This window comes from Rhizobium sp. SG741 (assembly GCF_012275435.1).
Classification (GTDB): domain Bacteria; phylum Pseudomonadota; class Alphaproteobacteria; order Rhizobiales; family Rhizobiaceae; genus Rhizobium; species Rhizobium lusitanum.
Genome location: NZ_JAAZQP010000004.1, coordinates 235,678 through 261,233, shown reverse-complemented (window position 1 = coordinate 261,233; position 25,556 = coordinate 235,678). Strand labels below are relative to the sequence as shown.

General features: G+C 60.0%; 23 protein-coding genes. 13 read left to right on the top strand and 10 right to left on the bottom strand.

Annotated features, from left to right (window positions below):
* Position 1 precedes the first annotated feature (1 nt).
* From queA to coaD, 4 genes are all read right to left on the bottom strand, one after another.
* Complete coding sequence (gene queA / locus FHT29_RS12765) at positions 2-1,087, bottom strand: tRNA preQ1(34) S-adenosylmethionine ribosyltransferase-isomerase QueA (protein WP_168599725.1); 1,086 nt, start codon at positions 1,085-1,087, stop codon at positions 2-4.
* Between the two features lie 75 nt (positions 1,088-1,162).
* Positions 1,163-1,663, bottom strand: a complete 501-nt coding sequence (locus FHT29_RS12760) for a peptidylprolyl isomerase (RefSeq protein ID WP_037202088.1) — start codon at positions 1,661-1,663, stop codon at positions 1,163-1,165.
* Between the two features lie 30 nt (positions 1,664-1,693).
* Positions 1,694-2,266, bottom strand: a complete 573-nt coding sequence (locus FHT29_RS12755; RefSeq protein WP_037202085.1) for a peptidylprolyl isomerase — start codon at positions 2,264-2,266, stop codon at positions 1,694-1,696.
* Positions 2,267-2,295: 29 nt separating this feature from the next.
* Complete coding sequence (gene coaD / locus FHT29_RS12750) at positions 2,296-2,808, bottom strand: pantetheine-phosphate adenylyltransferase (protein WP_037202812.1); 513 nt, start codon at positions 2,806-2,808, stop codon at positions 2,296-2,298.
* Between the two features lie 199 nt (positions 2,809-3,007).
* On the opposite strand from coaD, the gene FHT29_RS12745 reads away from it, so the two are divergent.
* From FHT29_RS12745 to FHT29_RS12735, 4 genes are all read left to right on the top strand, one after another.
* On the top strand, positions 3,008-3,232 hold the full coding sequence (locus FHT29_RS12745; RefSeq protein ID WP_047561764.1) for a hypothetical protein: 225 nt from the start codon (positions 3,008-3,010) through the stop codon (positions 3,230-3,232).
* Positions 3,233-3,325: 93 nt separating this feature from the next.
* Complete coding sequence (locus FHT29_RS12740; protein ID WP_167669546.1) at positions 3,326-3,484, top strand: hypothetical protein; 159 nt, start codon at positions 3,326-3,328, stop codon at positions 3,482-3,484.
* Between the two features lie 39 nt (positions 3,485-3,523).
* Positions 3,524-3,658 (top strand): hypothetical protein, encoded by a 135-nt coding sequence (locus FHT29_RS34915; RefSeq protein WP_280518123.1) that lies wholly within the window; start codon positions 3,524-3,526, stop codon positions 3,656-3,658.
* 271 nt (positions 3,659-3,929) lie between these two features.
* Positions 3,930-4,742: an NAD(P)-dependent oxidoreductase gene (locus FHT29_RS12735; protein ID WP_246703028.1), complete on the top strand. Its 813-nt coding sequence runs from the start codon at positions 3,930-3,932 to the stop codon at positions 4,740-4,742.
* 164 nt (positions 4,743-4,906) lie between these two features.
* On the opposite strand, the gene gyrA is transcribed toward FHT29_RS12735, so the two are convergent.
* A complete protein-coding gene (gene gyrA / locus FHT29_RS12730; RefSeq protein WP_037202078.1) occupies positions 4,907-7,705 on the bottom strand; it encodes a DNA gyrase subunit A in 2,799 nt (932 codons plus the stop codon).
* A gap of 226 nt (positions 7,706-7,931) precedes the next feature.
* On the opposite strand from gyrA, the gene FHT29_RS12725 reads away from it, so the two are divergent.
* Positions 7,932-8,564 carry a MarC family protein gene (locus FHT29_RS12725; RefSeq protein WP_037202076.1) on the top strand — a complete coding sequence of 211 codons (633 nt, stop codon included), beginning with the start codon at positions 7,932-7,934 and terminating at the stop codon, positions 8,562-8,564.
* Positions 8,565-8,620: 56 nt separating this feature from the next.
* Here the strand turns inward: FHT29_RS12725 and FHT29_RS12720 are convergent, their stop codons facing one another.
* Entirely contained in the window at positions 8,621-9,181 is a 561-nt protein-coding gene (locus tag FHT29_RS12720; protein ID WP_037202811.1) for a single-stranded DNA-binding protein, read from the bottom strand.
* Positions 9,182-9,452: 271 nt separating this feature from the next.
* Between FHT29_RS12720 and uvrA the strand changes: the two genes are divergently transcribed.
* On the top strand, positions 9,453-12,374 hold the full coding sequence (gene uvrA / locus FHT29_RS12715; protein ID WP_168599724.1) for an excinuclease ABC subunit UvrA: 2,922 nt from the start codon (positions 9,453-9,455) through the stop codon (positions 12,372-12,374).
* 33 nt (positions 12,375-12,407) lie between these two features.
* Positions 12,408-13,214, top strand: a complete 807-nt coding sequence (locus FHT29_RS12710) for a DUF72 domain-containing protein (protein ID WP_037202071.1) — start codon at positions 12,408-12,410, stop codon at positions 13,212-13,214.
* 10 nt (positions 13,215-13,224) lie between these two features.
* On the opposite strand, the gene FHT29_RS12705 is transcribed toward FHT29_RS12710, so the two are convergent.
* Entirely contained in the window at positions 13,225-14,700 is a 1,476-nt protein-coding gene (locus FHT29_RS12705) for an NAD(P)H-hydrate dehydratase (protein WP_168599777.1), read from the bottom strand.
* A gap of 349 nt (positions 14,701-15,049) precedes the next feature.
* Here FHT29_RS12705 and FHT29_RS12700 point away from each other — a divergent pair, with 349 nt between their 5' ends.
* From FHT29_RS12700 to hspQ, 3 genes are all read left to right on the top strand, one after another.
* The gene (locus FHT29_RS12700; RefSeq protein ID WP_003579240.1) at positions 15,050-15,388 is read left to right on the top strand and encodes a P-II family nitrogen regulator; all 339 of its coding nucleotides are present in this window, start codon (positions 15,050-15,052) and stop codon (positions 15,386-15,388) included.
* Between the two features lie 61 nt (positions 15,389-15,449).
* Complete coding sequence (glnA, locus tag FHT29_RS12695) at positions 15,450-16,859, top strand: type I glutamate--ammonia ligase (protein WP_037202069.1); 1,410 nt, start codon at positions 15,450-15,452, stop codon at positions 16,857-16,859.
* A 235-nt stretch (positions 16,860-17,094) separates the two neighbouring features.
* Positions 17,095-17,424: a heat shock protein HspQ gene (gene hspQ / locus FHT29_RS12690; protein ID WP_037202067.1), complete on the top strand. Its 330-nt coding sequence runs from the start codon at positions 17,095-17,097 to the stop codon at positions 17,422-17,424.
* A gap of 157 nt (positions 17,425-17,581) precedes the next feature.
* Here the strand turns inward: hspQ and FHT29_RS12685 are convergent, their stop codons facing one another.
* Positions 17,582-18,241, bottom strand: a complete 660-nt coding sequence (locus tag FHT29_RS12685) for an invasion associated locus B family protein (RefSeq protein WP_034505055.1) — start codon at positions 18,239-18,241, stop codon at positions 17,582-17,584.
* A 264-nt stretch (positions 18,242-18,505) separates the two neighbouring features.
* Here FHT29_RS12685 and FHT29_RS12680 point away from each other — a divergent pair, with 264 nt between their 5' ends.
* The 3 genes from FHT29_RS12680 (at position 18,506) to FHT29_RS12670 (ending at position 21,629) form a co-directional block, all read left to right on the top strand.
* Complete coding sequence (locus FHT29_RS12680; protein ID WP_047561787.1) at positions 18,506-20,317, top strand: extracellular solute-binding protein; 1,812 nt, start codon at positions 18,506-18,508, stop codon at positions 20,315-20,317.
* Positions 20,318-20,408: 91 nt separating this feature from the next.
* Positions 20,409-21,080: a DsbA family oxidoreductase gene (locus FHT29_RS12675; protein ID WP_037202061.1), complete on the top strand. Its 672-nt coding sequence runs from the start codon at positions 20,409-20,411 to the stop codon at positions 21,078-21,080.
* A 21-nt stretch (positions 21,081-21,101) separates the two neighbouring features.
* A complete protein-coding gene (locus FHT29_RS12670) occupies positions 21,102-21,629 on the top strand; it encodes a GNAT family N-acetyltransferase (RefSeq protein WP_168599776.1) in 528 nt (175 codons plus the stop codon).
* Here FHT29_RS12670 and mfd read toward each other — a convergent pair.
* A complete protein-coding gene (gene mfd / locus FHT29_RS12665) occupies positions 21,598-25,098 on the bottom strand; it encodes a transcription-repair coupling factor (protein WP_168599723.1) in 3,501 nt (1,166 codons plus the stop codon). The genes FHT29_RS12670 and mfd overlap by 32 nt on opposite strands.
* Positions 25,095-25,409: a succinate dehydrogenase assembly factor 2 gene (locus FHT29_RS12660; RefSeq protein ID WP_037202057.1), complete on the bottom strand. Its 315-nt coding sequence runs from the start codon at positions 25,407-25,409 to the stop codon at positions 25,095-25,097. Before FHT29_RS12660 ends, mfd begins: the two co-directional genes overlap by 4 nt.
* Positions 25,410-25,556 lie beyond the last annotated feature (147 nt).

The window sequence follows — 25,556 nt, the reverse complement described above, 5'->3', positions numbered from 1 at the left end:
CCTAGTCTTTCCGGTAGAGCAGGCTGCCATCGCCATAGGAATAGAAGCGATAGCCCGTCTCGATAGCATGGGTATAGGCCGCGCGCATCGTATCGAGGCCGGCGAAGGCCGATACGAGCATGAACAGCGTCGAGCGCGGCAGGTGAAAATTGGTCATCAGCATGTCGACGGCCTTGAAGCGGTAGCCGGGCGTGATGAAGATACCGGTGGGACCCTGCCAGGGCTGGATGGTGCCGTCGTCATCGGCAGCACTTTCGATCAATCGCAGCGACGTCGTCCCGACGCAGATGATGCGTCCGCCCCTCGCCTTCACGGCATTGAGCTTGCCCGCTGTCCCGGCGTCGACATAGCCGATCTCGAAATGCATCTTGTGGTCGTCGGTATCGTCGGCCTTGACCGGCAGAAACGTGCCGGCACCAACATGCAGTGTCACGAAATGCCGTTCGACACCCATGGCGTCGAGCGCTGCAAACAGCGCCGGGGTGAAATGGAGGCCGGCTGTGGGCGCTGCGACAGCGCCCTCTTCCCGGGCATAGATCGTCTGGTAATCGGCGCGATCACGCTCGTCTTCCGCGCGCTTGGCTGCGATGTAAGGCGGCAGGGGAATATGGCCGACCGTGGCGATTGCCTCGTCCAGCGCCGGGCCGGACAGATCGAACAGCAGGGTGATCTCACCGCCCTCGCCCTTGTCCTCGACCGTGGCGTCAAGCGTGCCGAGCGAACAGACGGTCTCGCCATGGCCGAACTGGATACGATCGCCGATCTTGATGCGCTTGCCGGGCCTGGCGAAAGCCTTCCAGCGATCGGGCGCGCTGCGCATGTGCAAGGTCGCCGAGACCTGCTGGCCGGGCGCGCCCTCGCGATGGCGAATGCCCTCCAATTGCGCCGGTATCACCCTGGTATCGTTGAAGACCACGGCGTCGCCTGGGCGCAGGAAGGATGGCAGATCCCGGACCAGATGGTCGCTCAGCGTGTTGCCGCGGTCATTCGGATCGACGACGAGCAGGCGCGCACTATCGCGCGGGTCGGCGGGCCTGAGCGCGATACGCTCATCCGGCAGGTCGAAATCGAAAAGGTCAACACGCATTCAGCTCATCCAGGCAAAGCGAAACCCGCCCCCCACGCCCGAAGCGCAAGAGGCGGGTTTCAGGAATAATCACGATCAGACGTCGGCGGCAACCCGAGCGGAGACGATCGAGTCCGGATCCTTCACCGGCTCGCCACGCTTGATCTTGTCGACATTGTCCATGCCGCTGATCACCTGACCCCAGACCGAATACTGCTTGTTCAGCCAGGGTGCATCGGTGAAGCAGATGAAGAACTGCGAGTTGGCGGAGTTCGGGTTCTGCGAGCGCGCCATCGAGCAGGTGCCGCGCGTATGCGAGGTGGCGGAAAATTCAGCCTTCAGGTCCGGCTTGGACGAGCCGCCGGTGCCGGCGCGGGCGGTATTGCCGCCGACTTTGCCATGTTCCACGTCGCCGGTCTGGGCCATGAAGCCATCGATGACGCGATGGAAGACGACGCCGTCATAAGCCTTTTCGCGAGCAAGTTCCTTGATGCGAGCGACATGCTCGGGAGCGACCTGCGGCAGAAGCTGAATGACAACTTCGCCCTTGGTGGTTTCCAGGATGAGGGTGTTTTCGGGATCCTTGATCTCAGCCATGTTCGTTTCCTCGTTCTATATGTTCTACACTTACTTCTTGGTGACGGTGACCTTGACCATCTTGTCCGGGTTGCTCACTTCGCCGTTCTGCCCCTCGCCGCGCTTGATCTTGTCGACGAGCTCCATGCCGGAGATGACCTTGCCGACGACCGTGTACTGGCCGTTCAGCGAATCGCCATCGGCGAACATGATGAAGAACTGCGAATTGGCGGAATTCGGGTCCTGGGCGCGCGCCATGCCGACCGTGCCGCGCGTGAAAGGAACCTTGGAGAATTCGGCCGGAAGGTTCGGCAAGTCGGAGCCGCCGGTGCCGGCCTTCTGCGCGTTGTAACCCTTTGTCGTATTGCCGAACTTGACGTCGCCGGTTTGAGCCATGAAGCCGTCGATGACGCGGTGGAAGACGACATTGTCGTATTCGCCCTTCTTCGCCAGCGCTTCGATCTGCGCGACGTGCTTGGGAGCAACCTCCGGCATCAGTTGGATGACAACGGGACCATCCTTGAGCTGGATCGTGAGAAGATCCGCGGCCGCTGCCGAGAATGCGCTGCCGGCGAAGGCGGCAAGGCTCAGGAAGCCTGCCAATGCGATATGGAAAAGTTTCATGGGTGCTCCGTTCGGAAATGGATTTCAGCTCAGCTTTTGGCGCTGGCCGCATCTTTGAGTTTGCCAGTCAGGGCTTCCAGAACCGCTGACGGCACGAAGGCGCTGACATCGCCGCCCATGGATGCGATTTGCCGCACCAATGTGGCAGTTATGGGCCGTGACGCTGTGCCGGCCGGCAGAAACAGCGTCTGGATATCCGGCGCCATCTGCCTGTTCATGCCGGCCATCTGCATTTCGTAGTCGAGATCGGTGCCATCGCGCAGGCCACGCACCAGCAGGGTCGCACCCTGCGCGCGGGCGGCATCGACCACCAGATTGTCGAAGGCGACGACGGAAATATCACCCGCCTTTGGCGGAACGGCCTCCGCGAGCGATCTGCGGATCAGCTCCGCCCGCTCCTCGAAGGAGAAGAGCGGCTTCTTGCCGGGATGAATACCGATCCCGACAATAACCTTCGAGGCGACATTCAGCGCCTGCACGAGGACATCCAAATGTCCGTTGGTCATCGGGTCGAAGGATCCGGGATAAAAGGCTGTCGTCATACCAAGCCGGCTCGTTGTTTCGACGCCTTTTGTCACGGATGGGGCCGTATCGCAAGTCATTTGCAACCCAAAGGCCGCCTCTGAACCGCAGATGAATACGGCGTTCAAGCCTGTTTCAGCTCGCCAATGCTTTATTGGCACCAACATCGAACGAGCCTGATTCAACGGCTCGCCTCCCCGGCTCTAGGAACATCCCGCCATGCTTGTCTTCATTATCGCAGGCGCCATCATCGGTTCATTTGTCGTCGAATACCTCGTTCATCTTTTCGCCGATAACTACGCGATCGAATGGGATTCGGCCTCGGAAAGTGCCAAGGGCATCAGTTCTGCCCAAGAAATCGCCATTGCTATGCGCAGGACGCATCGCGAATCTGAACGCCAGATGAACAAGGCATTCAAGGTCGCTTCAGGCACGCATTGCTAAATACCCTCTCAACAACGGCGGAACCATTTACGAACCGCCGCGTTTAAAGTCCGAAACACAGATTTGCACATTGCGGCAAGAAGGAAGATTAGTATGCCCGACAAGATCACCCTTATTAACGTCGTTTGGATGGCCATGATTTCGGGAATGCTTGCAGCTACCATCGCGCTTTACGATCAAAAACCAGACCAGTCGAAGATTTATGGTCCCTTTGCTTCGGCTCGCCCCTTCGTTGCCTCGAGCCAATACTAAGGGATCTGAACGCTAGTCCCACCAAAGGAGGGAGCGATCATGTTCACGATTTTGACGGTGCTTACGCTTTTCATCAGCATCATGTTTATCGTCTCCGTCGCATCCACCATTTCGGCGCTCCATCGCGAAAGCGAAGAGAGCAAGAGGCTGCATAAGCGTCACAAGACGCTCTGATCTCCGCGTACCGAGCACACTTACCCCACCAGGTGCTCGGATGGACTTGAACCGGACGCTCCCTTAGCGTCCGGTTTTTTTATGCCATGAAATATCACGATCAATTCGCTGATCTTGTTGCCAGATTACCGTTGCGGCAGGACCCTGATTTTGCGACCTTGGACATGCCGATTTCCTCAATCGGAATGTTGCCCATGTCGCTAAGGGATCGAGATGCGCATTGTCCTAACAGGGCAGCTCCGGGCGGCTTGGCCGCGCGATTTTCAATGCCTTGGCAGGGGATAGCGAGATCCTGGGGATCGATCGCTCTCCATTCTCGACAACGCATCTTGTCGGGGATTTCGCCGATGCATCGCTTCTGCGGGATGCCTTGGCGGGTGCGGATGCAATTATCCATAGCGCGGCGCTCCACGCCCCTCATGTCGGAAACGTCTCCGACGACGAATTTCGGCGCGTCAACGTCGAGGGGACACGCCTTTTGGGAGAGGTGGCTTTAGCCGCCGGCGTCAAGCGACTGGTATTCACCAGCACCACGGCACTCTATGGTCACGCGGTCGTGCCAGGCCGCTGCATATGGATCGACGAGACCACCGAACCGCAACCTAGAAGCATCTACCATCGCACGAAACTGGAAGCCGAGAAAATCCTGGAGAACATGGCGGGCCCGGATTTGCAGGTGCGCATTCTGCGCATGTCTCGGAGTTTCCCCGAACCGGGAAATGTGATGGCCGTCTATCGATTGCATCGCGGAGTCGACATCCGGGACGTGGCCGACGCCCATGCGGCGGCATTGAGGAATGGCGGCGATCATTTTCAACGCCATATCGTTTCTGTCGGAACGCTTTTCGAGCGCGGAGACTGCGAGGATCTCGCGATCGATGCGGCGTCTGTCATCAGGCTGCGCGTGCCCGCACTCGCCGCCGAGTTCGAACGCCGAAAGTGGCCCTTGCCGCGAACGATCGATCGCATCTACGCCTCGACTTCGGCGGGTGCCGTGCTTGGATGGCACTCCCGTTTCGGCTATGGCGAAGTTCTGGCGCAACTGGACCGGGGCAGCCTGGACGTGCGGCCGCCTTTTCCTTGAGCAGCAGGCGGCCGGAATAGAGACCAGCTCATCCACCGCTCGTGCGTATCGCCCAAAAACAAACGCATAAGTCTGCTTTTCAGGCAGGCTTATGCGTTTGTAGACACTCTACTTTTGACCACGGACGGAGTTGAACCCCGCTTGCGTTGCCGGACGCAGCGAACTTATTCCTCGCTTGCGCCCTCGATGTCGCCGGCAGCTTCTCCTGGCTCGCCAGTGGCCGTGCCGTCATCCTCGATCACTGCATCGTCTTCGCCTTCGGGCTCGCTGATGCGTTCCACGGAGACGACATTCTCGTCCTTGGCGGTCGAGAAGATGGTCACGCCCTTGGTAGCGCGGCTGGCGATGCGGATGCCGCCAACGGGCACACGGATCAACTGACCGCCGTCCGAGACAAGCATGATCTGATCGCTGTCCTCGACCGGGAAGGCGGCAACGAGCTTGCCGATCTCGCCGGTCTTCGACGTGTCGGTGGCGCGGATACCCTTGCCACCACGGCCGGAGATACGGAAATCGTAAGACGAGGATCGCTTGCCGAAGCCCTTTTCCGAAACCGTCAGAACGAATTGCTCCAGCGCCTTCAGCTCTTCGTAGCGCTCGTCGCTCAGCTGTCCCTCTTCGGTGACCTCCTCGCCAACCAGCGCGATTTCTTCGTCGTCACCGGTCGTCGACCGGCGGTCGATGACCGAGCGCTTCAGATAGGCCGCACGCTCCCAGGGTTCCGCATCGACATGGCGGACGATCGTCATTGAAATGATGCTGTCGCCCGACGCCAGGCTGATGCCGCGAACACCGACGGAATTGCGGCCGGCAAAGACGCGCACATCCGAAACCGAGAAGCGGATGCACTGGCCGAGCGCAGTCGTCATCAGCACATCGTCATGCTCGGTGCAGGTCTCGACGGAGAGGATTTCATCACCCGCCTCCTCCAGCTTCATGGCGATCTTGCCGTTGCGGTTGACCTGGACGAAATCGGACAGCTTGTTGCGGCGCACGGTTCCGCGCGTCGTCGTGAACATCACGTCGAGATTATCCCATGTGGTCTCGTCTTCCGGCAGGGGCATGATCGTGGTGATGCGCTCACCATGCTCCAGCGGCAGCATGTTGATCAGCGCCTTGCCGCGCGAGGTCGGCGTGCCGATCGGCAGGCGCCAGACCTTTTCCTTGTAGACGATGCCGCGCGAGGAGAAGAACAGCACCGGCGTATGCGTATTGAGAACAAATAGCCGGGTAACGAAATCCTCGTCGCGCGTGGTCATTCCCGAGCGGCCCTTGCCGCCGCGACGCTGCGCGCGATAGGTCGTCAGCGGCACGCGCTTAATGTAGCCGAGATGCGACACGGTGACGACCATGTCCTCACGAGCAATCAGGTCCTCGTCGTCCATCTCGAGACCGCCATCGACGATCTCGGTACGGCGCGGCGTGCCGAACTCGTCGCGAACGGCGATAAGCTCTTCTTTTACAATGGTTTGGATGCGGACGCGAGAAGAGAGAATATCGAGGTAATCCTTGATCTCGACGCCGATCTGGTTGAGCTCTTCGTCGATTTCGTCGCGGCCGAGAGCGGTCAGACGTGCCAGGCGCAGTTCGAGAATGGCACGCGCCTGTTCTTCCGAAAGGTTGTAGGTGCCGTCCTCGTTTATGCGATGGCGCGGGTCATCAATTAGCTGGATAAGGGATTCGACATCCGCCGCCGGCCAGCGGCGCGTCATCAGTTCTTCACGCGCCGACTGCGGATCCGGAGCGCCACGAATGACGCGAATGACTTCGTCGATATTGGCGACGGCGATCGCGAGGCCGACCAAGACGTGCGCACGATCGCGCGCCTTGCGCAGCAGGTACTTGGTGCGACGGCTGATCACTTCTTCGCGGAAGGCCACGAAGGCGCGCAGCATATCCAGCAGGTTCAGCTGTTCGGGTTTTCCACCGTTCAGCGCCACCATGTTGCAGCCGAAGGAGGTCTGCAGCGGCGTATAGCGATAAAGCTGGTTGAGGATGACCTCGGCATTGGCATCGCGCTTCAGCTCGACGACGACGCGATAGCCCTGACGGTCGGATTCGTCGCGCAGATCGGAGATGCCTTCGATACGCTTGTCGCGCACCAGCTCGGCCATCTTCTCGATCATCGACGCCTTGTTCACCTGATAGGGAATTTCGGTGATGATGATGTGTTCGCGATCGCCACGCATCGGCTCGATGACGGCGACACCGCGCATGACGACGGAGCCACGGCCCGTCTCATAAGCGGATCGGATACCCGCACGGCCGAGGATCTTGGCGCCGGTTGGGAAATCCGGGCCGGGGATGATCTCCATGATCTCAGGCAGTTCGATCGCCGGATTGTCGATCAGGGCAATACAGCCGTTGACCACTTCCGAGAGATTGTGCGGCGGAATATTCGTCGCCATGCCGACGGCAATGCCGCCGGAGCCGTTGACGAGCAGGTTGGGGAAGCGGGCCGGCAGAACCTTCGGTTCTTCCGTCGTCGCATCGTAGTTTTCCTGGAAATCGACCGTTTCCTTGTCGATATCCTCAAGAAGCTCATGGGCGACCTTCGTCAGGCGCGATTCCGTGTAACGCATCGCTGCCGGTGGATCGCCATCGATCGAACCAAAATTTCCCTGCCCATCGATGAGCGGTACGCGCAGCGACCAGTGCTGCGCCATGCGGACCAAGGCGTCATAGATCGAGGCGTCGCCATGCGGATGGTATTTACCCATGACGTCGGCGACCGGACGAGCCGACTTCACGTATTTGCGGTTCCAGTGATAGCCGCTTTCATGCGCAGCATAGAGGATACGCCGATGGACGGGCTTGAGACCATCACGGACATCGGGAAGCGCGCGACTGACGATCACGCTCATGGCGTAATCGAGATACGATCGCTGCATTTCCTCCATGATGGAAATCGGCTCGATGCCTGGCGGGAGCTTCCCGCCGCCGGGTGGTGTTTGCTCAGTCAAAACAGATCACGATCTCTTTTAGAATCACTGCGAAATTTATAGCCGAAAGGCCTGGCGAGCGCCAATTTAGCCCGATGTTTTTGAACAGGCTTTTGCCCTTTAAGCCGTGAAATCGAACATTTCCGTGGCGCAACATGCCTATAGCGCCGCATTGCGCTTTGCGAAAGCCTATTCCTCGCATAACAATGGGTCATAACAACGACAAAGAACCGTTGCCGGGGACCATATGGCGAGCGCAGATACGCTGATCAATGCCTTCACCACACTGCTCGTCACCGTCGATCCGCCAGGCCTGGCGCCGCTGTTCATCGGCCTCACCGCCGGCATGAACCGCGCCGAACGCAAGCAGGTGGCGCTGCGGGGTTCACTGATAGCCCTCTTCATCCTGGCGGCCTTCGCCCTGTTCGGCGCGAGCGTGCTCGGCGTTCTCGGCATTTCCATCGGAGCCTTCCGCATCGCCGGCGGTCTGCTGCTGTTCTGGATCGCCTTCGAGATGGTGTTCGAGCGGCGGCAGGACAGAAAGGAAAAGACGACGGAGATCGCGATCACGCAGGATCATATCCGCAACATCGCGGTCTTCCCGCTGGCCCTGCCCTTGATTGCCGGCCCGGGCGCGATCTCGGCCACGATCCTGCTAGCAAGCTCGTTGCAGACCACGCTCGACCGGGCGCAGTTGATCGGCGTCATCGCCGTCAATCTTGGGCTCGTCTTCGCAGCCCTTGCCATTTCGGACAGGCTCGACCGTATGCTCGGCGCGACTGGCAGAGCCATCCTCACGCGATTGCTCGGTGTGATCCTCGCCGCACTTGCCGCCCAGTTTGTCGTGGATGGTGCGCGGGCAGCGTTGAAGCTTCCATGAAAAAGGCCCGCCGATAAGGCAGGCCTTCGAAAATCCGGCTGCTCGTACCACCAAGCTCAAAACGGAATATCGTCGTCCAGATCGCGCGAGAAATTGCCACCGCCGCCGCTTGGCGCGCCGCCACGGCTACCGCTTGCTGCGCCGCGGCCACCAGATGGCGGTGAAGACTGACCATAGTCGTCACCACCGCCGTAATCGCCGCCACCAAAGTCGCCGCCGCCGCGTCCACCACGACCGCCGCCCTCAACAGAGCCACCGCCCTCGCCGCGACCGTCCAGCATGGTCAGCGTCGAGTTGAAGCCCTGCAGCACGATTTCGGTCGAATACTTATCCTGGCCGTTCTGATCCTGCCACTTGCGGGTCTGAAGCGCGCCCTCGATATAAACCTTGGCGCCTTTCTTCAAATATTGCTCGGCGACCTTGCAGAGACCTTCATTGAAAATGACAACGCGGTGCCACTCCGTCTTTTCCTTGCGCTCGCCGGAATTGCGGTCGCGCCAGGTTTCCGAGGTGGCAATATTGAGGTTGGCGATCGGGCGGCCATCCTGCGTGCGGCGGATTTCAGGGTCCGCCCCGAGATTTCCAACCAGAATTACCTTGTTCACACTACCGGCCATGACATCACCCTGCTTGCCGCCCATCGACGGCTCTTAAATTTCACCAGCACACCTTAGACCATTGCCGCCATCAGGTGTTATCCAAGCACCGCCCAAGGCATCTTCATCCACAAAGAAATATCCAAGGGCGATTTTGTTCTTTATTTGTTCTAGTTTGTCTCTATGATCGTGTCAACTGAATCGAAAACCTGGCTCCGGCCATCATTTCAGCCTCGACTCGCGGGCAGCCATCACTAAATAAAGGCAGACTCCAAGGGACCAGCGTAAAACGATGAGCGAACTGAAGACTATTTCCATACGTGGTGCGCGTGAGCACAATCTCAAGGGCATCGATCTCGACCTGCCGCGCAACAAGCTGATCGTCATGACTGGGCTTTCCGGCTCCGGCAAATCGTCGCTCGCCTTCGACACGATCTATGCCGAAGGACAGCGCCGCTATGTGGAGAGCCTGTCAGCCTATGCCCGCCAGTTTCTGGAAATGATGCAGAAGCCGGATGTCGACCAGATCGACGGCCTCTCGCCGGCCATTTCGATCGAGCAGAAGACGACCTCGCGCAATCCGCGCTCGACGGTCGGCACAGTGACAGAAATCTACGACTACATGCGCCTGCTGTTTGCGCGCGTCGGCGTGCCCTATTCGCCGGTTACCGGCCTGCCGATCGAGAGCCAGACGGTCAGCCAGATGGTGGACCGCGTTCTCGCCTACGAGGAAGGCACCAGGCTCTACATTCTGGCGCCGCTGGTGCGCGGGCGTAAGGGCGAATACAAGAAGGAACTGGCGGAGCTCATGAAAAAGGGCTTCCAGCGCGTCAAGGTCGACGGGCAGTTCTACGAGATCGCCGATGTGCCGGCGCTCGACAAGAAGTACAAGCACGACATCGACGTCGTGGTCGACCGCATCGTCGTCAGGCCCGATGTGGCGGCTCGTCTGGCCGACAGCTTCGAAACCTCGTTGCGTCTTGCCGACGGCCTTGCCGTTGCCGAGTTCGCCGACAAGCCGCTGCCACCAGAGGAAACCGCTGCCGGCGGCTCGGCCAACAAATCGCTGAACGAGACGCATGAGCGCGTGCTGTTTTCGGAGAAGTTCGCCTGTCCGGTTTCCGGCTTCACCATTCCGGAGATCGAACCGCGCCTGTTCTCCTTCAACAATCCCTTTGGCGCCTGCCCCTCGTGCGACGGGCTGGGGTCACAGCAGAAGATCGATCCAGATCTGATCGTGCCGGAGCCGGAGCGCACCTTGCGGGACGGCGCCATTGCGCCATGGGCCAAATCGACATCGCCCTATTACAATCAGACGCTCGAAGCCCTCGGCAAGCATTATGGTTTCAAGCTTGGCAACCGGTGGAACGAGCTGTCGGACGAGGCGAAGGACGTCATCCTCAACGGTACGGAAGACAAGATCGAATTCCATTATGCCGACGGTGCGCGCTCCTATACGACGCACAAGAACTTCGAAGGCATCGTGCCGAACCTCCAACGGCGCTGGAAGGAAACGGATTCCGCCTGGGCGCGCGAGGAGATCGAGCGCTTCATGTCGGCCGCCCCCTGCCCGGCCTGCAACGGCTATCGCCTGAAGCCGGAGGCTTTGGCGGTCAAGATCAACAAGCTGCATATCAGCCAGGTCGCGGAAATGTCGATCCGGGTTGCCCGCGACTGGTTCGACGTGCTGCCCGAGACCTTTACCGACAAGCAGAATGAGATTGCGGTGCGCATCCTCAAGGAGATCCGCGATCGCCTGCGCTTCCTGAATGACGTCGGTCTCGAATATCTGAGCCTGTCGCGCAATTCCGGCACGCTTTCGGGCGGCGAAAGCCAGCGTATCCGGCTGGCGTCGCAGATCGGTTCGGGACTGACAGGCGTGCTCTATGTGCTCGACGAGCCGTCGATCGGCCTGCACCAACGCGACAATGCCCGCCTTCTGGAGACGTTGAAGCATCTGCGCGATATCGGCAACACGGTCATCGTCGTCGAGCATGACGAGGATGCGATCCTGTCGGCTGACGACGTGGTCGATATCGGCCCCGCAGCCGGCGTGCATGGCGGCCAAGTGATCGCGCATGGCACGCCGCAGGACATCATGGCGAACCCGAAGTCGCTGACCGGCAAATATCTCTCCGGCGAACTCGGCGTGCCGGTTCCCGACGAGCGACGCAAGATCAAGAAGGGCAAGGAGATCAAGGTCGTCGGTGCAAGAGGCAACAACCTCAAGGATGTCACGGCCTCCATTCCGCTCGGCGTCTTCACGGCGGTTACCGGCGTTTCCGGCGGCGGCAAGTCCACCTTCCTGATCGAGACGCTGTACAAGTCCGCCGCGCGGCGTGTGATGGGCGCGCGCGAGATCCCCGCCGATCACGATCGCATCGACGGCTTCGAGCATATCGACAAGGTGATCGACATCGATCAGTCGCCGATCGGCCGCACGCCGCGATCGAACCCGGCGACCTATACCGGCGCCTTCACGCCGATCCGCGACTGGTTTGCCGGGCTGCCGGAGGCAAAGGCGCGCGGCTATCAGCCGGGCCGCTTCTCCTTCAACGTCAAGGGTGGCCGCTGCGAGGCCTGCCAGGGTGATGGCGTCATCAAGATCGAGATGCACTTCCTGCCCGACGTCTACGTCACCTGCGACGTTTGCCATGGCAAGCGCTACAACAGAGAGACGCTGAACGTCACTTTCAAGACCAAGTCGATCGCCGATGTGCTTGACATGACTGTCGAGGAGGGCGTCGATTTCTTTGCGGCGGTTCCTGCCGTGCGCGACAAGCTGCAGAGCCTGAAGGATGTCGGCCTCGGCTACATCAAGGTCGGCCAGCAGGCCAATACGCTTTCGGGTGGCGAGGCGCAGCGCGTCAAGCTAGCCAAGGAACTGTCGAAGCGATCGACTGGCCGCACGCTCTATATCCTCGACGAACCCACTACCGGGCTGCACTTCCACGACGTCGCCAAGCTGCTGGAAATGCTGCACGAGCTGGTCAATCAGGGCAATTCGGTCGTTGTCATCGAGCACAATCTCGAGGTCATCAAAACAGCCGACTGGATCCTCGATTTCGGTCCCGAGGGCGGCGATGGCGGCGGCGAGATCGTCGCGGTGGGCACGCCGGAGACCATCGTCAAGGAGAAGCGTTCCTATACGGGGCAGTTCCTGAAGGAGTTGCTGGAGCGGCGGCCGATGAAGAAGGTCGCAGCGGCGGAGTGAGTTTTCACCCGATGAACGTCCATGGAGGAGAGAATGACCAAAGCGGGCGAAATCCGCACAGGCATCGGCGGCTGGACTTTTGAGCCTTGGCGTGGGACCTTCTATCCCGACACCCTGAAGCAGAAGGACGAGCTCAATTACGCCAGCCGCAAGCTGAAGGTGATCGAGGTCAACGGCACCTATTACAGCACGCAGAAGCCCGAGGTCTTCGCCAAATGGGCTGCGGACGTGCCTGACGGCTTTATCTTCTCGCTCAAGGCCACACGCTTCGTCACCAATCGCCGAGTCCTTTCCGAGGCCGGTGAATCGATGCAGAAGTTTCTGGGTTCCGGCATCAGCGAGCTCGGCGATCACCTTGGTCCCCTGCTTTGGCAGTTTGCGCCGACGAAGAAATTCGATCCGGACGATTTTGAGGCATTCCTGAAGCTGCTACCGGCCAAGCAGGACGGCTTGCCACTGAAGCACGTCGTCGAGGTCCGCCACGATTCCTTCAAGGTGCCGGAATTCATAGCGCTGCTGGCAAAATACAACATCGCGCCCGTCTGCGCCGAACATTTCGAATATCCGATGATTGCGGATGTCACCGCCGATTTCGTCTATGCCCGGCTGCAGAAGGGATCGGACGACATCAAGACCTGCTACCCGCCGAAGGATCTGAAAGCCTGGGCCGATCGGCTGAAAACCTGGGCCGAAGGCAAGGTGCCGGATGATCTGCCGCTGATCGATCAGGACCGCAAGGTGAAGGTGGAGCCGCGAGATGTCTTCGCCTTCATGATCCATGAGGGCAAGGTGAACGCGCCACCAGGCGCCATTGCCCTGCAGGAAGAAGTGGCAAAATAGCTGTCTGCTTTTAGAAAGGGGTGACGCTGGCGACGAGATCTTCGGCCGTCAGCCCTTTTCCCGCGCGCTGGCCCGCCAGGCCGTGCAGCCAGACGCCGGCGGCGGCGGCTTCGAAAGCGGGCGCACCCTGCGCCATCAGTCCGCCGACGATACCGGCAAGCACGTCGCCCGAGCCGGCGGTGGCAAGCCAGGGCGGCGCATTGGCATTTATCAGTGCCCTGCCGTCCGGAGCGGCAATCACGCTGTCGGCGCCCTTGTAGATGATGGCGGCGTGGGCCCTCGCCGCAGCCGCCCTTGCCTTGTCGACCTTGCTCAATGCACCATCGGCGGCAATATCGGGAAAAAGTCGCGCGAACTCGCCTTCGTGCGGCGTCAGCACCAATCGCGTCGGCCCTTCCGCAAAGGCGTCGAACAGAATTTGCGGATCGTCGCGAAACGAGGTGATGCCATCGGCATCAAGGACCAGATGACGATCCGCGAGCGCGAGGCAGAACCGGCGCGCCTTCTCGCCGGCACCGAAGCCGGGACCGAGCACGAAGGTCGAGAGCCGCCGATCGGCAAGCCATTCCCGCAGCGACGCATCGTCCTCGACAGTATGCAACATGATCGCCGTGAGCATGCCGGCATTGACAGCCATCGCGTCTTCCGGTGAAGCGATGGTGACAAGCCCCGCCCCCGCCTTCAAACCTGCCATGGCCGACATGCGCGCCGCACCGGTCGCATTCGGCCCTCCCGAGAAGACGACGAGATGCCCGCGCTTGTATTTGTGCGTGTCCGCGCCTGTTGACGGTATCTTCTCCTGCCATTGGGCCGGCATATTCTCGGCGATCATGCCATCGGAATGGGCGCGAACGATGCGTGCGGGAATGCCGATGTCGAAAACCTCCAGCGCGCCGCAAAGATCGCGTCCGGGCAGCAACAGATGACCGGGCTTGCGAGTCATGAAGGTCACCGTGCGCTCCGCATGAAAGGCGGCGCCGAGGACATGGCCGCTGCGTCCGTCGACCCCGGACGGCAAATCGACGGCAATAACGGGAACCTCCGCCTCCGCGGTCCGCGCGACGACTGCGGTAACCTCATCCGGAACCGGACGCGACAACCCCGCACCGAAGATGGCGTCGATAGCTACGTCGCCCGGGCGTGGCGCGTAGTTTCGGATCGCCTCTCCCTCGATCGGACAATCGGCAAAGGCGCGTGCGGCATCGCCCTTCAGCCGCCGCGGATCGCCCACATGGAACAGTCCAACCTCCACTCCGCTCTGCCTGAGCGCGCGAGCCGCCACGTAGCCATCGCCGCCATTGTTGCCTGGGCCACACAGGACGACATAACGCAGCGCCTCGGGGAAATGCCGAAGCGCGCTTGCGGCAACCGCCTGCCCCGCTTTTTCCATAAGCTGATAGGAATCAATGCCGGAGGCGGCAGCGTCGCGATCGACGGCGGCCATGTCATCGGGAGAGAGCAACAAATCGGCGAGCGGCGTTATCATGACGAACATTATAGATGCGAAATTTGCCTCAAAAACAACCGCGTTTAAATCGCTCAATTAGGTCAATTAATATGCATTTGCATAATAATTATGCGAATGTATTCAAAGCCTTGCTGGAGTACGAATATGACGTGCACGGCATTTTTTTGCGAAATTTTACTTATCCAACGCATTTCAGCGCGAATTCGCTTCCATTTTTCCGAAAAATCCTCATCAATCCATCCTCTCGGCGTAAATTCGCCGGGATTTTTTTACGGTGGTCCATCCGCATCTGGCATGATACGTGCATCACGTTGGCCGAGCGGGGAGTAGTCCTGCTGTAACAGGGGAAGCGGAGAGACATTTTCTCATGAAAAAGATCGAAGCGATCATTAAGCCCTTCAAGCTCGATGAAGTGAAGGAAGCCCTTCAGGAAGTCGGCTTGCAGGGTATCACCGTGACGGAAGCGAAGGGCTTCGGCCGTCAGAAGGGCCACACGGAACTTTACCGTGGCGCCGAGTACGTCGTCGACTTCCTGCCGAAGGTGAAGGTCGAAGTCGTATTGGCGGATGAAAATGCGGAAGCGGTGATCGACGCTATCCGCAAGGCTGCGCAAACAGGCCGTATCGGCGACGGAAAGATTTTCGTCTCCAACATCGAAGAGGTCATTCGAATCCGCACCGGTGAAACTGGCATAGACGCCATTTAACCCGCCCGGCCTTTCGGCCGCGGCTAAAAATCGTCATCTAAGTCAAGGGAAGAGAAATTTAATGACGACGGCAAGCGAAATTCTCAAACAAATCAAGGATAACGACGTCAAGTTCGTTGACCTGCGCTTCACCGACCCCAAGGGCAAGCTGCAGCATGTCACGATGGACATCGTCTGCGTCGATGAAGACATGTTCGCCGATGGCGTCATGTTTGACGGCTCCTCGATTGCGGGCTGGAAGGCCATCAACGAATCCGACATGGTGCTGATGCCTGACACGGACACGGTCCACATGGATCCGTTCTTCGCGCAGTCCACCATGGTCATCCTATGCGATATTCTGGATCCGGTCTCCGGCGAAGCTTACAACCGCGACCCGCGCGGCACCGCCAAGAAGGCGGAAGCCTACCTGAAGGCCTCTGGTATCGGCGATACCGCCTTCTTCGGTCCTGAAGCCGAATTCTTCGTCTTCGATGACGTCAAGTACAAGGCCGATCCTTACAACACCGGCTTCAAGCTCGACTCCAGCGAATTGCCCTCCAACGACGACACGGATTACGAAACCGGCAACCTCGGTCACCGTCCGCGCATCAAGGGCGGCTACTTCCCGGTTCCGCCTGTCGACAGTTGCCAGGACATGCGCTCGGAGATGCTGACCGTTCTCTCGGAGATGGGCGTCGTCGTCGAAAAGCATCACCACGAAGTTGCTGCTGCCCAGCACGAGCTCGGCATCAAGTTCGACACGCTGGTGCGCAACGCCGACAAGATGCAGATCTACAAGTATGTCGTCCACCAGGTCGCCAACGCCTATGGCAAGACGGCAACCTTCATGCCGAAGCCGATCTTCGGCGATAACGGCTCGGGCATGCACGTTCACCAGTCGATCTGGAAGGGCGGCAAGCCGACCTTCGCCGGCGACGAATATGCTGGTCTCTCCGAGAGCTGCCTCTACTACATCGGCGGCATCATCAAGCATGCCAAGGCGATCAATGCCTTCACCAACCCGTCGACGAACTCCTACAAGCGTCTCGTCCCGGGTTACGAAGCTCCGGTTCTGCTTGCCTATTCGGCTCGCAACCGTTCCGCCTCCTGCCGTATTCCGTTCGGCTCGAACCCGAAGGCAAAGCGCGTCGAAGTCCGCTTCCCCGACCCGGCCGCAAACCCGTATCTCGGTTTTGCAGCCATGCTGATGGCAGGCCTTGATGGTATCAAGAACAAGATCCATCCCGGCAAGGCCATGGATAAGGACCTCTACGATCTGCCGCCGAAGGAACTGAAGAAGATCCCGACGGTTTGCGGCTCGCTGCGCGAAGCGCTCGAAAGCCTCGACAAGGACCGCAAGTTCCTGACCGCCGGCGGCGTCTTCGACGACGACCAGATCGATGCGTTCATCGAACTGAAGATGCAGGAAGTCATGCGCTTCGAAATGACTCCGCATCCGGTCGAATACGACATGTACTATTCGGTCTGATACCCAAAGCGAAAGCCCCGGCTAGCCGGGGCTTTCTTCATGCGGGCGAAGATGCGGCGGCCACTTCTCCTGATCGCGCTCCTTCCATCGGAACGCGGAATTCCTACATAGCACTGTCACCCGATGCCGGGGTGGAAAGACCGGCAGAATGTGACGGTTCAGTGAAGGAATGGGGCAAAATCCTTGATATCAGCGGTGAAAGTCACCACATGATTGCCTGAAAGGAAGTCGTACCATGAAACAACGAGACGCAAAATTCAATATTGGCGACGTGGTTCGACACCGGATGTTCCCCTTCCGCGGTGTCATCTTCGATGTCGATCCGGAATTCGCAAATACCGACGAATGGTGGAATTCCATTCCGGCGGAAGTGCGGCCCAGCAAGGACCAGCCCTTCTATCACCTTCTCGCCGAAAACGACGAGACTGAGTATGTCGCATACGTGTCGGAACAGAATCTGGTCAGTGACGAGAGCGGCGTTCCGCTCCGCAATCCACAAGTCGACCAGATCTTCGACAAGGCGCCGACAGGACAGCTCAAGCCCAAGATGAGCTTCGCCCACTAAGCGCCAGTCAAACCAATCTTATTTCTGAAGGGAAGGCTTCCCAAGGCCTTCCCTTTTCATTTTTTGACCGGAGTCTGTGTTCGAGGAGCCGGCAGCAAAGAAAAAGCCCGGATTGCTCCGGGCTTTTTCCTTTATGAGATGATGAATTTCCGCAAGTTTACTGCGCTTTGGCGGCCTTCTGGGCATCTTCCAGCTTCTTGCGTGCTTCCTCAGCCTTCTTCTGCATGCTGTCCTGCAGGCTCTTCTGGCTTTCGGCAAGCTTGGAGTCGGAGATCGCCGGGCCGTCAAAGGCGGCGCCAAAGCCGGTCAGCGAAATCTTGATCGGGTTTGGTGCGCGGCGGAAGTTGATCGAGGTGAAGGTCACATCGGTCCCCTTCTTCAGCGACGCGACCATAGCGTCGGTCACAGGCACTTCCGCGGTGCACTTGTCCGGAAGGCAGACGGCGTAATCGAGCTTCTGGCCCTTGCCGCCGTCAATCTGCATGGTGATGCCAGGCGGGATCAGGCGAGCCGTCGGAACGGAAATCTGCAGGATCTTGCGATTGACCTTGCCGTCGACGGAGATGAGGCCGACCGCCGTCACCAGCTGGCCGTTATTGGCCATGATGAGGTTCTGCACGATGCAGATATCGGCATCGTCCTGCTTGGCGCAGGTCTTGTACCAGCCCAGACGCGGTTGATTGGGATCGCCACCGCCGTCGGCGGGAGCTGCATTCGACGCATCCTGAGCGAAGGCAGCTGCCGGGAGCGCCGCACCGATCATGAGAGCCAGAGCAGAGAGACCTGCCCGCATTTTGTTGTCAGTCTTGAACATCATAGCGAAACCGCCTCCTGAAATCCGCTGCGGGACGACGCCTGCCGTCCCATGCCATTCGGGTCAAACCGTCGTCCACCTGTCGAATGAATAAGGCAAATGCATGACCCGGGAAACCCGGCCCCCCTGTTACATCGCACCGACGCGGATATCCAGCTTTTCTTTGACCTTTTCTGTCGAGACCCAAGAATTCCGCGGTCGCGTGTTGAATTCGGCACGCTCGTGATAAGGTTCGGCCGAATCGTAGCCCTTACCGGAAAGGATGCCATGCGAGCGCTCCGGATCGCTGTCTTTGTATTTTTCGCAGCATTATGCAACGCCGCCGCGGCGCAACCACTCTACGGTATCGCCATGCATGGAGATCCGGCCCTGCCGGCGGATTTCAAGCACCTGCCCTACGTAAATCCGGACGTCAAGAAAGGCGGCCGCATCAGCTATGGCGTCGTCGGCACCTTCGACAACCTCAATCCGTTTATCCTGAAGAGCATGCGCACGACGGCGCGGGGCATGTGGGACCCGGAGTACGGCAACCTCGTCTATGAGCCGCTGATGCAGCGCTCGCGCGACGAACCGTTCACGCTCTACGGGCTCTTGGCGCAAACGGTCGAATGGGACGAGAGCCGGACCTACATCCAGTTCAATCTCAATCCCGACGCAAAATGGTCGGACGGGCAGCCGGTCACGCCCGAAGACGTGATCTTCACCTTCCAGCTCCTGCGCGACAAGGGGCGCATACCAATGTCGTCTTGGCTCGACACGATCGGCACGATCGAGAAGGTCGGTGAGCATGGTGTGCTGATCCGCTTCAACGACAAGGCCAATCGCGAAACGCCACTGATCATCGCCTCGTCGCTGCCCATCCTGCCGAAACATGCGACCGATCCCGACAGTTTTGAACGCACCACGCTCAGCATCCCGATCGGCTCCGGCCCATACCGGGTGAAGAGCGTTGATCCTGGCCAGCGAATCGTTTTCGAGCGTAATCCCGACTACTGGGGCAAGGATATTCCCGCTAAGGTCGGCGTCGACAATTACGACCAGATCGTGGTGAACTACTTCCTGCAGGACACGACGGTGTTCGAGTCCCTCAAGAAGGGTGATATCGATATCTATCAGGACGGCAGCCCGGCCCACTGGCAGCAGGCCTACAATTTTCCCGCTGTTACTTCCAAAGCCGTCGTCAAGGAGGTCTTCACCCCGAAGCTGCCGAGCGGCATGCTGGGTTTCGTCTTCAACACCCGCCGGCCTATCTTTGCAAACAAGAACGTCCGCAAGGGCCTGACGCTCGCCTTCGATTTCGAATGGTTCAACCGCAACCTTGCTTCCGATGCCTATACCCGCACCGAAAGCTACTGGCAGAATTCCGATCTTTCGTCCTTTGGCGTACCCGCAGACGCCAATGAGCTCGCCCTGCTCGGCCCGATCAAGGACCATATCGACGCCGACGTCCTCGACGGCACCTATAAGCTGCCCGTCAGCGACGGTTCCGGCCGTGATCGCTCGATCCTGCGGAAGGCCGTCAATTTCCTCAAGCAGGGCGGCTATGCGATCAAGGGTGAGCGCATGGTCGACAGTGCCGGACGGCAGCTCAGCTTCGAGATCATGACGCAAAATGCGGATCAGGAGCGAATCGCCATCGCCTACCGCCGCTCGCTGGCCTTGCTTGGCATCGCCGTCACCATCCGCACCGTAGACGATTCGCAATATCAGCTGCGAACGACCAACTACGACTACGACGTGATCATCAAATCCTACCCGTCGTCACTGTCGCCTGGTATCGAGCAGGTAGGTCGCTGGAGCTCCGCCGCCGCAAAGACGCCAGGCAGCCTGAACTTCGCCGGCGTTGCCGACCCCGATGTCGATACGCTGATCGATCATTTCCTGACGGCGAAGTCAGCGGAAGATTTCCGTGACGCCGTGCGCTCCTTCGATCGCATCCTGATCTCGGGCTACTACGTCGTGCCGCTCTACCATATCGCGCAGCAATGGGTGGCGCGGCGAAGTCATATAGCCCATCCCGACACATTGCCGCTCTATGGCTATTACCTGCCCGTCTGGTGGGACGCATCCGCGCAATGATGTTGATTAGTTCCCTTTCGGTAACCGGTTGAAGCCATCGGCGAGAACGCCTAGATGGTCAGGACAAGCCAAAAACCGAAAGGATAGAGCCATGGAACGCATCACGATCGATATCGTCTCGGACGTCGTTTGTCCTTGGTGCTATCTCGGCAAGGCCCGGTTGGAGCTGGCCATCGCCGAAGTACAGGACGAAGTGGGCGTCGATCTCAACTGGCGGCCCTATCGACTGAACCCAGATTATCCGCCCGAAGGCGTCGACCAGAAGAAGGAATTGACAAAGAAACTCGGCGGCGAGGAGCGTGTTGCGCAGGCGCACAAGATGCTCAGCGATCTCGGCCGTGAGATCGGCATCAAGTTCGATTTCGACGCCATCAAAATCGGTCCAAACACGCTCGACGCACACCGCCTCATCCACTGGGCCGGCACCGAAAACCGCGAGACGCAGGAAAAGGTGGTCAACGCCCTCTTCAAGGCCAATTTCGAGGAGGGCCGCAACGTCGGCGACCACGCAGTTCTGCTCGAGATCGCCGAAAAGGCCGGGCTCGACAGATCCGTCATCGCGGCGCTGCTCGCCTCCGACGCCGACCGCGACCTCATCATCGGCGAAATCGACGCCGCCCAGAAGATCGGCGTCAACGGCGTGCCCTTCTTCATCTTCGACCAGCAATATGCCGTCAGCGGCGCCCAGACGCCGGATGTGCTTGTGGAGGCGCTGAGGGATATCGCCAAGATGAAGGCCGAGGCACGGGCTGGGATGAATTGAGCGCTGGCGCTGAGGTGACAGATAATCGAGACGGCACGGCTTGTTTTACGAAAGCCTCTGTTATCGGACGCCTCCAGCCTTTTTGAATTTCTGGGCGCCCCAGAAGCGATGCAATTCACGCACACCGACGCATCGTTGAAAGATTGCCGTCAGCGCATAGCAGTACATGAGCGGCGGCGCAGGAGAGACGGTTATGCGCCTTGGACAGTTATTCTGAAAAGCACCGGCCGCGCCATAGGTTGGGGCGGTCTATACGACGACCCTTTCGATTCCGGCTGGGGTGTCGAACCCGGCTATTATTTCCACCCTGGCGCCTGGGGTCATGGATATGGAAGCGAATTCGTCTCGGCCGCATTGGCGGAAGCCGATCACACACTGAAACTCGCGAAGGTTGGTGCTTTCGCACGACCGGAAAACAGGGTTTCGAGACGGTTGCTGGAAAAAGCGGGCTTCGAACTTATTCGTTTCGTTCCTGAGATAGAACGCTTCTTCTTCGAACGCCAGCGCCCCACTGCCCTTACTTCGCCAGCTCCGCCAATTGCGTCATAACCACGGCCGCCCCTTGCAGCCGCTTTTCCGGTGTCGGAAGATCGCGGGTCAAGAATACGCTGTGGTCCGGGCGGATCTTTGCCATGGTGCCCTGCTTGGCGATATAGCCGACGAGATTGGCCGGGTTCGGGAATTCCTTGTTGCGGAACTGCACGACGACGCCCTTCGGGCCTGCATCCAGCTTCTCGACATTGGCAATGCGGCAGAGTGACTTGATGTAGACGATCTTGAGGAGATGCTGCACCTCGATCGGCATCGGTCCGAAACGGTCGATCATTTCGGCGCCGAAACCGTCGATCTCCTTGATTTCGGTGATTTCGCCCAAGCGGCGGTAGAGCGCCATGCGCAGATGCAGATCCGGCACGTAATCGTCCGGGATCATGACCGGCGTGCCGACGGAAATCTGCGGCGACCAGCCGGTATCCTGAATCTCGTCGACGCCCTTGACCTCGGCGACGGCCTCCTCGAGCATCTGCTGGTAAAGTTCGAAACCGACTTCCTTGATATGGCCCGATTGTTCCTCGCCGAGCAGGTTGCCGGCGCCGCGGATATCCAGATCGTGGCTGGCGAGCTGGAAGCCGGCGCCGAGCGTATCCAGCGATTGCAGCACCTTCAGGCGGCGCTCGGCCGTCGTCGTCAGGACCTTGTTGACCGGCAGGGTGAAGAGCGAGAAGGCACGCACCTTGGAACGGCCGACGCGGCCGCGAAGCTGGTAGAGCTGCGCGAGGCCGAACATGTCGGCGCGGTGGACAATCAGCGTGTTGGCCGTCGGCACGTCGAGGCCGGATTCGACGATAGTCGTGGAGAGCAGCACGTCATAGCGGCCTTCGTAGAAGGCATTCATGATGTCCTCCAGCTCGCCGGCCGGCATCTGGCCGTGCGCCACCGCCACCTTCAACTCCGGCACGTCCGACTGCAGGAACGCATGGATCTCGGCAAGATCAGTCAGACGCGGGCAGACATAGAAGCTCTGGCCGCCGCGGTAATGCTCGCGCATCAGCGTCTCGCGGATAACCAGCGAATCGAAAGGCGAGATGAAGGTGCGCACCGCCATGCGGTCGACCGGCGGCGTGGTGATGAGCGACAATTCGCGCACGCCCGTCATGGCCAGCTGCAGTGTGCGGGGGATCGGCGTCGCCGACAGCGTCAACACATGCACGTCGCTTTTCAGATCCTTCAGCCGCTCCTTGTGCTTGACGCCGAAATGCTGCTCCTCGTCGATAACAAGCAGGCCGAGATTGGCGAACTTGACGCCGGCGCCGAGCAGCGCATGCGTGCCGACGACAATATCCGTCTTGCCTTCGGCGACTTCCTTCTTTGTCAGCGCCAACTCCTTGGCGCCGACAAGACGGGATGCCTGCTGCACCCGGATCGGTAGCCCGCGGAAACGCTCGGAGAAGGTCTTGAAATGCTGGCGGGCAAGCAGCGTCGTCGGTACGACGACGGCGACCTGTGCACCGTTCATGGCCGCAACGAAGGCGGCGCGCAGCGCCACTTCCGTCTTGCCGAAGCCGACGTCGCCGCAGACGAGGCGATCCATCGGCCGACCGGCGGCGAGATCGTCGCGCACCGCCTCGATGGCGTTCATCTGGTCTTCGGTCTCATCATAGGGGAAGCGGGCGGCGAACTCGTCATAGAGGCCGTCCGGGGCGCTGAGCACCGGCGCATGCCGCGTCAGGCGTTCGGCTGCGACGCGGATCAAGGCGCCGGCCATATCCAGCAAGCGCTTCTTGAGCTTGGCCTTGCGCATCTGCCAGGCGCCGCCGCCGAGCTTGTCGAGCTGAGCCTCTGTGCCCTCGCCGCCGTAACGAGACAGGAGATCGATATTTTCGACGGGCAGGAACAGCTTGGCGTCGTCGGCATAGCGCAGCTCGAGACAGGCATGCGGAGCGCCTGCCGCCTCGATGGTCTTCAGGCCGACGAAACGGCCGATGCCGTGTTCGGCATGGACGACGATCGAGCCTTCGTCGAGGCCGGCCACTTCCGAAATGAAATCTGCGGCGCGCTTACGGCGTTTGGAGCGACGCACCATGCGGTCGCCGAGAATGTCCTGCTCGCCGATGATGACGAGATCGCCAGCCTCGAAGCCCGCTTCCAGACTTAGGACTGCAGCCGCCGCCTCGCCTTTCGCCAAGCCGCCGAGGTCCTTGAAAGCCTCGATAGTCTTGACGCGCGCCAACCCATGTTCGGCGAGCACCTGCAGCAGGCGGTCGAGCGAACCCTCGGTCCAGGCCGTGATCAACACCTTGCCGCCGGAGGCGCGCTTGTCGGCAATGTGCTTGACGACGGAATCGAAGACGTTGACGCGTTCGCTATCGGCGCTCTCGGTCGCCGAGCGCGCCCAGCGAGGCCCTTGCCGGGCGTCGATGCTGACGACGCGGCGTGCCTCGCCCTCATGCTCGTTGAAAGGCGATATGCGGATGGCACTGAAGGCATCCAGCGCCTTGCCGAAGGTGCTGGCATCGAGATAGAGCTGACCCGGCGTTACCGGCTTGTAGGGCGTGCCCTGCGACATCTGGCTCTTGGCCGGCTGTCCGGAATTGAGGCGCGCATCATAATAGTCGAAAACGAGCTTGGAACGCTCCTCGGCCGCTTCCCGCACCGTGTGATCCGTCACCAGCCGGAAGCCCTTGAGATAGTCGAAAACCGTCTCCAGCTTCTCGTAGAACAGCGGCAGCCAATGCTCCATGCCGGCATAGCGGCGCCCCTCGGAAACGGCGACATAGAGTGCGTCGTCGCGCGTGGCGGCGCCGAAGGCGGAGAGATAGTTCTTGCGGAAACGGCTGATCGTATCCGGCGTCAGCGTCACCTCGCTCATCGGATTGAGATCGAGGGAGCGGACCTGCCCTGTCGTGCGCTGGCTGGCCGGATCGAAGCTGCGGATGCTTTCCAGCGTATCGCCGAAGAAATCGAGACGCACCGGCTCTTCCGTGCCCGGTACGAAGACATCGAGGATACCGCCGCGCACGGCATATTCACCGACCTCGCGCACGGTCGCGACGCGATCGAAGCCATTCCGCTCCAGTCGGCCGGCAATATCGTCCATGCGCAGCTGATTGCCTGACCTTGCCGAAAACGCCAGGCTTTCGATGATGTCCTGCGGCGCGACCTTCTGCAGCATGGCGTTGACCGTCACCAACACGATCGCCGCATGCGGCTTGTGATGATAGGCAATCAGGCCGGAGAGCGCGGCCAGACGGCGGGCTGAGGTGTCGGAACTCGGCGAAACACGGTCGTAGGGAAGGCAATCCCAGGCGGGCAAGGTCAGTACCGGGATCTCGGGCGCGAGGAAGCCGAGCATCTGCTCGACATCGGCCATGTGCTGCCCATCAGACATGACATAGGCGATCGGCTGACCGGCTCTTGCCAGCTCCGCAAGCAGGAACGGTTCCATGCCGGCCGGGACATGACCGACCGTCAGCGGCTCGCTTGCGGCGAGCAGTTTCTTCGCATCGAAACCGGGAATCATCTGGTTATGCCGAACCTTTCAGCGATCTCTTCGAAATCGGGCCTGTAGGACGCCAGGCGCTGGAACAGGGGGGTCTGCAAATGTTGCGGTGTCGGCTCGGTTCCGAGGATCCACTTGACGAGATCGTTGTCTTCCTCGTCCATGATGCTTTCGAGCTCATCGAGATCGGCTTCGGCCAATCCCGGCAGCTCGTTATCGGCGAACTGGCCGAAGACCAGATCCATCTCGCGGATGCCACGATGCCAACAGCGGAAAAGGATGCGCCGGCGGCGGGGATCGAGATCGGCACTGCTGAGGGTCAGCCCAGTCATCAAAAACACCTTCATGTTGATGCGTCTCTATAAAACCAGCATTGAAAGGTGGGAACCGGTTTTTCTGAAAAAAGCGACTCGCGTGCAATTTTCCGGGGAGTGTTTACCTCAATAGGGCCGAGTTCCCGGCCGCCCCTTGCCAAATCC